At 59.9% G+C, this 7,787-nt stretch carries 10 protein-coding genes and 2 tRNA genes; 5 read left to right on the top strand and 7 right to left on the bottom strand.

Going from position 1 to position 7,787, the window contains the following annotated elements:
• Positions 1-8: 8 nt before the first annotated feature.
• The 3 genes from HMPREF3056_RS10530 to leuC all read right to left on the bottom strand — a co-directional run bounded on the left by HMPREF3056_RS10530 (position 9) and on the right by leuC (position 2,568).
• Positions 9-443 (bottom strand): hypothetical protein, encoded by a 435-nt coding sequence (locus tag HMPREF3056_RS10530; RefSeq protein WP_246822512.1) that lies wholly within the window; start codon positions 441-443, stop codon positions 9-11.
• Positions 444-518: 75 nt separating this feature from the next.
• Entirely contained in the window at positions 519-1,109 is a 591-nt protein-coding gene (gene leuD / locus HMPREF3056_RS10525; protein ID WP_070511687.1) for a 3-isopropylmalate dehydratase small subunit, read from the bottom strand.
• 16 nt (positions 1,110-1,125) lie between these two features.
• Positions 1,126-2,568: a 3-isopropylmalate dehydratase large subunit gene (leuC, locus tag HMPREF3056_RS10520; protein WP_049154909.1), complete on the bottom strand. Its 1,443-nt coding sequence runs from the start codon at positions 2,566-2,568 to the stop codon at positions 1,126-1,128.
• A 48-nt stretch (positions 2,569-2,616) separates the two neighbouring features.
• Here leuC and HMPREF3056_RS10515 point away from each other — a divergent pair, with 48 nt between their 5' ends.
• On the top strand, positions 2,617-3,330 hold the full coding sequence (locus HMPREF3056_RS10515) for an IclR family transcriptional regulator (protein ID WP_070754730.1): 714 nt from the start codon (positions 2,617-2,619) through the stop codon (positions 3,328-3,330).
• A 40-nt stretch (positions 3,331-3,370) separates the two neighbouring features.
• Here the strand turns inward: HMPREF3056_RS10515 and HMPREF3056_RS10510 are convergent, their stop codons facing one another.
• A complete protein-coding gene (locus HMPREF3056_RS10510) occupies positions 3,371-4,174 on the bottom strand; it encodes a chymotrypsin family serine protease (protein ID WP_049154912.1) in 804 nt (267 codons plus the stop codon).
• A gap of 172 nt (positions 4,175-4,346) precedes the next feature.
• Here HMPREF3056_RS10510 and HMPREF3056_RS13140 point away from each other — a divergent pair, with 172 nt between their 5' ends.
• Together HMPREF3056_RS13140 and HMPREF3056_RS10500 are read left to right on the top strand one after the other, a co-directional pair.
• The gene (locus HMPREF3056_RS13140; RefSeq protein ID WP_070681158.1) at positions 4,347-4,637 is read left to right on the top strand and encodes a hypothetical protein; all 291 of its coding nucleotides are present in this window, start codon (positions 4,347-4,349) and stop codon (positions 4,635-4,637) included.
• A gap of 118 nt (positions 4,638-4,755) precedes the next feature.
• The gene (locus HMPREF3056_RS10500; protein WP_070754726.1) at positions 4,756-5,511 is read left to right on the top strand and encodes a hypothetical protein; all 756 of its coding nucleotides are present in this window, start codon (positions 4,756-4,758) and stop codon (positions 5,509-5,511) included.
• A 58-nt stretch (positions 5,512-5,569) separates the two neighbouring features.
• Here the strand turns inward: HMPREF3056_RS10500 and HMPREF3056_RS10495 are convergent.
• A tRNA-Glu gene (locus HMPREF3056_RS10495) sits at positions 5,570-5,642 on the bottom strand.
• Positions 5,643-6,277: 635 nt separating this feature from the next.
• Here HMPREF3056_RS10495 and HMPREF3056_RS10490 point away from each other — a divergent pair.
• Positions 6,278-6,682, top strand: a complete 405-nt coding sequence (locus HMPREF3056_RS10490) for a hypothetical protein (protein WP_070754724.1) — start codon at positions 6,278-6,280, stop codon at positions 6,680-6,682.
• Positions 6,675-7,004, top strand: coding sequence for a transcriptional regulator (locus HMPREF3056_RS10485; RefSeq protein ID WP_070754722.1), 330 nt, complete (start codon positions 6,675-6,677; stop codon positions 7,002-7,004). Before HMPREF3056_RS10490 ends, HMPREF3056_RS10485 begins: the two co-directional genes overlap by 8 nt.
• On the opposite strand, the gene HMPREF3056_RS10480 is transcribed toward HMPREF3056_RS10485, so the two are convergent.
• Both HMPREF3056_RS10480 and HMPREF3056_RS10475 read right to left on the bottom strand, forming a co-directional pair.
• Entirely contained in the window at positions 6,999-7,562 is a 564-nt protein-coding gene (locus HMPREF3056_RS10480) for an RBBP9/YdeN family alpha/beta hydrolase (RefSeq protein ID WP_070754720.1), read from the bottom strand. The two genes, HMPREF3056_RS10485 and HMPREF3056_RS10480, sit on opposite strands and share 6 nt — an antisense overlap.
• 56 nt (positions 7,563-7,618) lie before the next feature.
• Positions 7,619-7,694, bottom strand: a tRNA-Glu gene (locus HMPREF3056_RS10475).
• Between the last annotated feature and the right edge of the window lie 93 nt (positions 7,695-7,787).

Raw genomic sequence — 7,787 nt, 5'->3', positions numbered from 1 at the left:
TCAGGTGTCTACCTAACGGGGGTCAGGTCCATAAGAGGTATCCCCACGGTAGGAACCAGGGGTTCAATGTCCCTGCCGCTTTCTTCCATCGCTGCGGAGATGCCGCCTAAAACGGTTCCCGGCACAAGAAGAAGAGCAAAAGAGATAATGAGATGCACCAGCATGGCCAGCATCCCTGGCACAGGCTGCTTCAGGTAGCCCTTGAAGGTTTGGCCCACAATATCCATGGCGTCGATGGGCTGCGCGGGAGCCCCGCCTTGTGGATTGCCAGGCGCGGCGCCGGGCTGGTGGTACCCAAAGCTTCCCGGCTGCTGGTAGCCGTAGCTGCCTGGTTGCTGATAGCCATAACCTGCGGCGTCGTGATAGTCATAGCCACTATGCCCGCCTGCACCGCCGAACTGATTGCCGCTGTCCCCGCTAAAGCTTTGATAAGGATTGCTCATGCCGAGGATGTTAACGCCGATATGTGGCCGGTGCCACAGGAGGCGGGGAACACTCCCACACCCCCATTGCCCACGCTAAGACGCCACGACGCGGGGCTTGAATCCCGGGCGCTTGTCCTCAAAGGCCTCGATATCGTCTTCATTGCGCAGGGTCAGCCCAATGTCGTCGAGGCCCTCCATGAGGCGCCAACGGGTGTAGTCATCGATCTCAAAGGTATAGCTGTTGCCGCCGACGGTAACCGTGCGCGCTTCCAAATCCACGGTGGTTTCGGTTTCACCGGACTCCAACTGCTTCCAGATGAGCTCGATGTCTTCTTGCTCCATGAGCCCCGTCAGCAGCCCGGCCTTACCAGAGTTGCCGCGGAAAATATCGGCGAAGCGGGAGGAAAACACCGCCTTGAATCCATACTCAGCAAGCGCCCACACCGCGTGCTCACGAGAAGAACCGGTACCAAAGTCCGGACCCGCGAAAAGCACAGAGCCTTCCTTGAACGGTTCCTGGTTGAGAATGAAGTTCTCGTCGCTGCGCCAGTTAGAAAACAGGCCTTCGGCAAAGCCAGTGCGCTTGACGGACTTCAGATAGCGCGCAGGAATGATCTGGTCGGTATCCACATTGGAAACTCGCAGCGGAACGCCGACGCCAGTATGAGTTACGAACTTCTCCATTGTCTTTTCCCTTTCCTTAGGCGCCGGCTACGGCGGCATCGTCGATATCAGCTGGTGCGGCCAGGTGGCCCAGGACTGCTGTCGCCGCGGCAACGGCCGGGGACACCAAGTGGGTACGGCCACCGGGGCCTTGGCGGCCCTCAAAGTTGCGGTTGCTTGTCGACGCCGACCTCTCCCCCGGCTTCAGCTGGTCCGGGTTCATACCCAGGCACATCGAGCAACCCGCGGTACGCCATTCAGCGCCGAAATCGGTGAAGATCTTGTCCAAGCCTTCCTCCTCAGCCTGCGCCTTGACCACGGCCGATGACGGGACCACCATCATGCGGGTATCAGCCGCGATACTGCGCCCCTTGACCACCTCGGCGGCGGCGCGCAGGTCCTCGATGCGAGCGTTCGTGCACGATCCCAGGAAGACAGTGTCGATCTGGATATCGCGCAACGGCGTGCCCGGCGTGAGGTCCATGTACGCCAGGGCCTTCTCGACTGCGGCCTTCTCGCCATCGTCCCCGCACTCCTCCGGGTCGGGCACCGCAGCGCTCAACGGCAGACCCTGGCCCGGGTTGGTGCCCCAGGTGACAAACGGGGTGAGGGCGGAGCCATCGATCTCGACGACGGTATCGAAATCGGCCCCCTCGTCGGTCGGCAGCGTCTTCCAGTATTCGACCGCTGCGTCCCAGTCTTCGCCCTGCGGGGCGAACTCGCGGCCCTTGACGTACTCAAAGGTTGTTTCATCCGGAGCAACCATGCCAGCGCGGGCACCAGCCTCGATGGACATGTTGCAGATCGTCATGCGCGCTTCCATCGACATCTTGCGAATGGCCTCGCCGCGGTACTCGATAATGTGGCCCTGGCCGCCGCCAGTGCCAATCTTGGCGATGATAGCCAAGATCAAGTCCTTGGCGGAAACACCTTCCGCCAGCTCACCGCTAACCTCGATAGCCATCGTCTTGAAAGGCTTGAGCGAAAGCGTCTGAGTGGCCATGACGTGCTCAACCTCGGAGGTACCGATGCCCATGGCAATGGAGCCGAAGGCGCCGTGCGTCGAGGTGTGCGAGTCACCACACACAATGGTCATGCCGGGCTGGGTGATACCCAACTGCGGACCAACGGTGTGGACAATGCCCTGCTGGGCATCACCCATCGAATGCAGGCGTACGCCGAACTCCTCGCAGTTCTTGCGAAGGGTAGACACCTGTGTACGGGAAACTTCGTCCTTAATCTCCAGGAGATTTCCGGTCTTTATACCCACGGTGGGAACGTTGTGATCCTCCGTGGCTAAGTGCAACTCAGGGTGCCGCATCGTCCGTCCAGCCAGGCGCAGACCGTCGAAGGCCTGCGGGCTGGTAACTTCATGCAAGAGCTGGAAGTCAATGTAGAGGAGATCAGGCTCGCCGTTCTCCCCCTTGCGCACGACATGGTCGCGCCATACCTTCTCTGCGAGTGTCAATTTCTCAGTCATGTTTCTCTCCACTTGAAATCTCAATTAATGGGACGTAGATTTCATTATATGGGAGAGTATAGCGCAGTATCAGGAATAAAGGTATTGGATCGCGCAGTTGCCATCATGATGGCCGCGACCAACCGCCCCTCCACGCTTAACGAGCTTTGTGAGACCACCGGCCTGCCCCGAGCAACCGCACACCGTCTCGCCACAGCACTCGAGGCACACCGGATCCTCACCCGCACACCCGACGGAAAGTGGGGTGCGGGCCCCGCCCTTCCCGGCAACCGCGATCGCATCATTGAAACCGCCGGGCCCATCATGGAAGAGCTCCTTGAGGCCACCGGTGAGTCCGTACAGCTCTATGAGCTATCTGGAACAACCCGCACGTGCATTGCTACACGCGAGCCGGAGATTGGCCTGCACAACGTCGTACCCGTCGGCCGCCAGCTACCCCTTACGTCCGGCTCAGCCGCCCGCATCTTCGCAGCTTTTGCGGATGTACACGTTCCCGATGCCCTCTTTAGCGAGCACGACGTCGAGCTCGCACGCACTAACGGCTACTCCGAATCCATCGAGGAACGCGAGTCGAATCTCGCTTCCGTTTCCGCCCCCGTCTTCGACGCCGCCGGCAACTTTATCGCCGTACTCTCTGTCTCCGGCTCCGCCGAACGATTCCGCCCCTCCCCAGCGGAGAAGTTCGCCGACGTGCTTGTCGACGCCTCCTCCCGCCTCACCGCCGCGCTATCCCACGACGCTGCGGGAAAAGCGGGACGCTAGAACTCGCCCACGAATTCCCACCTGTCTCGATGCCAGCTGTTTAAATGCTCAGCCCGAAGTACATGGCTAGGCCGCGCAACCCTTCCGGACCCGTGCTACTCGTCGAAGACAGCGCCTCTCCCCTCTCCTGCACCAGGCGCACTGGGTTTCCCGGCTCCCGGTTGGGGCGACGCGGTACCCAGCCTTGGTGCGGCAAGTGCGCCAGCTCGTCTGCTCGCGGCATGCGAGCATAATTAGAGAAGGTTATGGTTTGCCCATCGCGGCTAGCCTGAGTGATCCCCTGGTAGATGCCCACCACACCCGGCTGCCCCGGCACGGAGACTGCTCCACCGCTGTCCCCTGGCGCCAACGCCACGTCCACAACGTAGTTCATTCCTGGGAAGAGCCCCGGGCCACGCACCGCGGTGCCACACTGGCGCTCGGTAGCCTGCCCGTCGAAGCACACCGTTGATCCCTCACCAGGCACGGGTGCCATTCCATCTCCGGTGAGCGGGTTTCCCGCAGAGTAGGTCCCACCGGCAAACTGGATATAAGCCAGGTCATGCCCCGCCGCACCCGAGGGCTTGAACCAGCGCAGTGTACCTACGTGCTGACCTGCGTCGTTATACATCTGCTCGCCATTGAGACCGCAGTGCGCCGAGGTCCATGCCCGAGTGGCCTCAACATAGCCGATGCTGCACAGAGAACCATCGGAGGCGACAATCTTTTGGCCTTGGGTAACCGGCACGCCCTCGCCAGCCATTGCGGGGGCAGCAAACCCAATGGCCAGCGAGCACGCGCCCACGACAGAAGCCAGGCCAGACAGAAGGCGCGAAGAACGGTGCTGAAGAGACTTTTTCATCATTTCCCTACTCTAGCGCTTTTCACATATGAATCACCTTTCACTTCGTGCACAGCCATCAGGGTGGGGCACCCCCACCCACCCCCACTATTGAAAACATAGTGAAAATTCGCTTTACTGTAACTATCAGCTACTGAAAATGGAGTGAAAACCCCCGATTCTTTGAGGAGGAATCATGACCCACACCATCCACGACGAGCACACGCACACCCACGGCGAGGGCTGCGGCCACGTTGCCTTCCCGCACGACGATCACACTGACTACCTGCACGACGGTCACATCCACCGTGAGCACGAGGGCCACTGGGACGAGTGCGAGACGTCCGAGCACCACATTCACGAGGACCACGATCACGAGCACGGCGAGGGCTGCGGTCACGTCGCCATCCCACACGGCGATCACGTGGACTACCTGCACGATGGCCACCGCCACGCCGCCCACGACGGCCACTGGGACTGCCACTAAGGCTCCCCGCGCTAACGCAGACCTTTGCTGCCCGCTTACTCGCTGTTCTGCACTGAGGGCTGGGCAGCTTTCCCCATTTTCCCACACCATATGGCTAGGCGGGCGTTAGTGTGGGGTCATGACTTCCCCGCAGACCCCCTCCTCCGCACACCGATTCCTCACGGCATTGACCGCCGTAGCCGCCGCGGGTCTACTCGCGGCTGGTTGCTCCTCCAACACCGCCGAAACCGCCGCCCCAGACACGGCCCCGGCCACCTCTGAGGCAACAGAGCCATCATTCAAAAACACCTATCCGGCTTTCCAGCCGCTTAAAGACGACTCCCACGCCGAGGTGCCTGCAGGCCCCGAGCCCACCGTTCCCGGTGGCTCCGCTCCAGAAGGACAAGCAGGCGCCCAGCCGCAAGGCGCACAGCAGCAAGCTGCACAACAGCAGGCACCACAAACGACGCCTCCCCACCTTCAGGGAGTAGAGCCCGGACAGTACGTCATGCCACCTGGAAGCAGGAAAACCATTGAATCCGCGCGCATTGGTTCAATCAACCACATCCACGAGCAGCTGCCAGAGAAGCAGATCAATGGCGCAAAGGTCGATGTCTTCGGCACCCCTGCCACGGTATGCCAGACAGGTGATGGCTACAACGTCACCTACATCCTCGCAGGGCCGAATACCAGCTGCGACTTTGCCCGCTCAACTGCCGGCCACCTTATGGGGCTCACCATAAGCTCTTTGGAGGATCTACGCGGATACGTCCCACCACAAATCTCGGTCACCAGTCCGGTTACCCACCAATCCTACGACCTCGCATGTAAGACCGACGAGCGCGAGATCATCCGTTGTACCGGCGGTAACAACGCCGAAATCATGATCGTGTAGCACCCACGCTAAAGAAGTAAAGCGCTAAGCCACGTGCTTGGCTTAGCGCTTTTCGTTGTACCCCGTACGGGATTTGAACCCGTGTTACCGGCGTGAGAGGCCGGCGTCCTAGGCCGCTAGACGAACGGGGCTCGCTTAGCTGTCCGTTGCGGACTTGCTAAACACTATAGGATCCCCAAAAGGTTGCACAAATCGGCACGTAGAAGCACCTTTTACACAGATAAAATCCCGAACCTCGTTGCCGCTTTCGGCTGCGATGGAAACATTGGCTCTCAAGGCCTGGGCGCGGATCGAATCAGTGGTTATTCCGCTGGCGTGCCGTGGGCTGCTGGGGCCGGAGCACTTGTTAGTCATCGCTAGAGGTTCGGGAGGACACGTGCGCTAACAGCATGTGGTGCAAGGCTCCTACTTCGCTCGAGTGTTGGCTTTAAGAAGTTGTGGATTATGGCGATGCCGCCTAGTACTATCTGCTAGAGTCGCGTCGGCGATAGTGATGATTTTCAGCTTCCGCCATCCGCTCTCCTTTCTGTCGGGAATGCGTTGTACCTGCAGTGTATGACCAGAAAAGGCATACCGGTAGGACTTAGACCAATTGAGCACTGGTTCACCCCCTGGTACTCCTGTGACTTTCCCGACTACCTCGCCGAAGTTCCTAGCCGGTATGGGGTAGAACCAGACCACTCAGATCGTGCGAGCAACCCACCCCTTTAGTTGCCGCTATTGCAACCGTTAGACTTGCACTAGATGCAAACAAGGGAGTCAGGTTATGAACGACGAACTCAAAGTCATTGACGAAGTTCAACAGCGCACCGCCTGGACGCAGAGCTGGTGGGCGGTAGCACTTGTAGCGCTCGGTATCGGCATCAGTCTTGCGCTAACCAAGCTGTCCTGGTGGTACACACTCGCACTCCTCATACCGACGTTCATTCTCGGTTTCCTCCTCAAGGACAAAATCGCGAACCCCTTCGTGCGGCTCGACCCCAACACGGGACCGAGAAACGATCGCGCCACGTGGTCACGCGTACTGCTCCCCGGCGCAATGATTTTCTCCACCACGCCGACGCCTGATACATGGCCATGGATGATCACCAGCGGGGTCATTGTTTCGGCAGCAACGGCTTGGATGCTCTACGAGAACCGCAACGCGGCCATAAAGGGCGCTAATGCCTAGTAAAGCATCCAACCAATCCCCTGAGCTGGACCCAGTTATCCACCCGATTAACCGCCTCAGAACCTGCGCTGCGCTCTACTCCGCCGGCGCCACCGCAGGCCGGCAAATGAGGTACAGCAAGCTCGCCGAGTTCACCGAGCTCCCCGCCGATACGCTGTCCAAACAGCTAAAGTACCTCGAGGATCACGGCTACATTAGCCGCACCCGAGAGTACGGTTCTACCCGCGCGAAGGACGCCGTGTGGGTCGCGCTCACGGAGGCGGGCGCACAGGCTTACGTGCAGCACGTGGAGGCGCTTAAAGCTATGACTGAGGGACTATAGACTGTGCAGCCACCGCGTGATGCGATCCCCCAGCTGTGGAAACTCGGTATAGCCGTCATCTTCAAGGAAATGTCCCGCGTCGTGGATGGTGATGGGCACGGCGGAGAGGGCGTCGGCAAGCTGCTGTGTGAGGGCGGGGTCTACTAGGACATCGTTGGTGGACACGAAGACCTCTGTGTGAGCGATGTGGGGCTTGACAGCAGGCACGTCGATGCGAGCCTGGCCAATGAACTCGTCAAGCTCTGGGATGACGCGAAGCTTCTCCACAAACCCAGAGACAATGAAGAGCCCAGGAAGCTCCCACTCGCCCTCCAAGGCCGTGAGATAGTGCAGCAGCGCGGTGCCGCCTAGGCTATGCGTGATGATGCCGGTATTAGCGTTTGGACGCTCAATATCGTTGCGTATCGCCTCTACCCACTCATCGAGCATTGGAGCGTTCGGTTCCGGCAGCGCGATTATGCGAACGGTGTGGCCATCGGCGGTCAACAGGCGCTCTAGCCACGGGAACCAGTGGCTGTCAGGGCTGGCTTGGTATCCATGAACAATGTAGAAGTGCATGGCCGCCAATCATACGAAAAAAGAGTGGCAAGCTCATCGTGCTTGCCACTCTGTGGTGGTACCCCGTACGGGATTTGAACCCGTGTTACCGGCGTGAGAGGCCGGCGTCCTAGGCCGCTAGACGAACGGGGCTTAGAACTGTGACGACGTACTGTAACGTGCAGTGCCACGTTACATCGCTATCACTGCTGGCCTACCAGGACTCGAACCTAGAATGACGGTACC

Origin of the sequence: Corynebacterium sp. HMSC056F09, from assembly GCF_001815785.1 — a bacterium.
Classification (GTDB): domain Bacteria; phylum Actinomycetota; class Actinomycetes; order Mycobacteriales; family Mycobacteriaceae; genus Corynebacterium; species Corynebacterium hiratae.
Note: the sequence above shows the minus strand (reverse complement) of the source record. Positions and strands in the feature narration are given on the sequence as shown.

What these genes read in the sequence shown, in the direction of transcription:
- HMPREF3056_RS10530 (WP_246822512.1), bottom strand. Translation starts at nt 443, where the DNA reads ATGAGCAATCCTTATCAAAGCTTTAGCGGGGACAGCGGCAATCAGTTC.
- leuD (WP_070511687.1), bottom strand. Translation starts at nt 1,109, where the DNA reads ATGGAGAAGTTCGTAACTCATACTGGCGTCGGCGTTCCGCTGCGAGTT.
- leuC (WP_049154909.1), bottom strand. Translation starts at nt 2,568, where the DNA reads ATGACTGAGAAATTGACACTCGCAGAGAAGGTATGGCGCGACCATGTC.
- HMPREF3056_RS10515 (WP_070754730.1), top strand. Translation starts at nt 2,617, where the DNA reads ATGGGAGAGTATAGCGCAGTATCAGGAATAAAGGTATTGGATCGCGCA.
- HMPREF3056_RS10510 (WP_049154912.1), bottom strand. Translation starts at nt 4,174, where the DNA reads ATGATGAAAAAGTCTCTTCAGCACCGTTCTTCGCGCCTTCTGTCTGGC.
- HMPREF3056_RS13140 (WP_070681158.1), top strand. Translation starts at nt 4,347, where the DNA reads ATGACCCACACCATCCACGACGAGCACACGCACACCCACGGCGAGGGC.
- HMPREF3056_RS10500 (WP_070754726.1), top strand. Translation starts at nt 4,756, where the DNA reads ATGACTTCCCCGCAGACCCCCTCCTCCGCACACCGATTCCTCACGGCA.
- HMPREF3056_RS10490 (WP_070754724.1), top strand. Translation starts at nt 6,278, where the DNA reads ATGAACGACGAACTCAAAGTCATTGACGAAGTTCAACAGCGCACCGCC.
- HMPREF3056_RS10485 (WP_070754722.1), top strand. Translation starts at nt 6,675, where the DNA reads ATGCCTAGTAAAGCATCCAACCAATCCCCTGAGCTGGACCCAGTTATC.
- HMPREF3056_RS10480 (WP_070754720.1), bottom strand. Translation starts at nt 7,562, where the DNA reads ATGCACTTCTACATTGTTCATGGATACCAAGCCAGCCCTGACAGCCAC.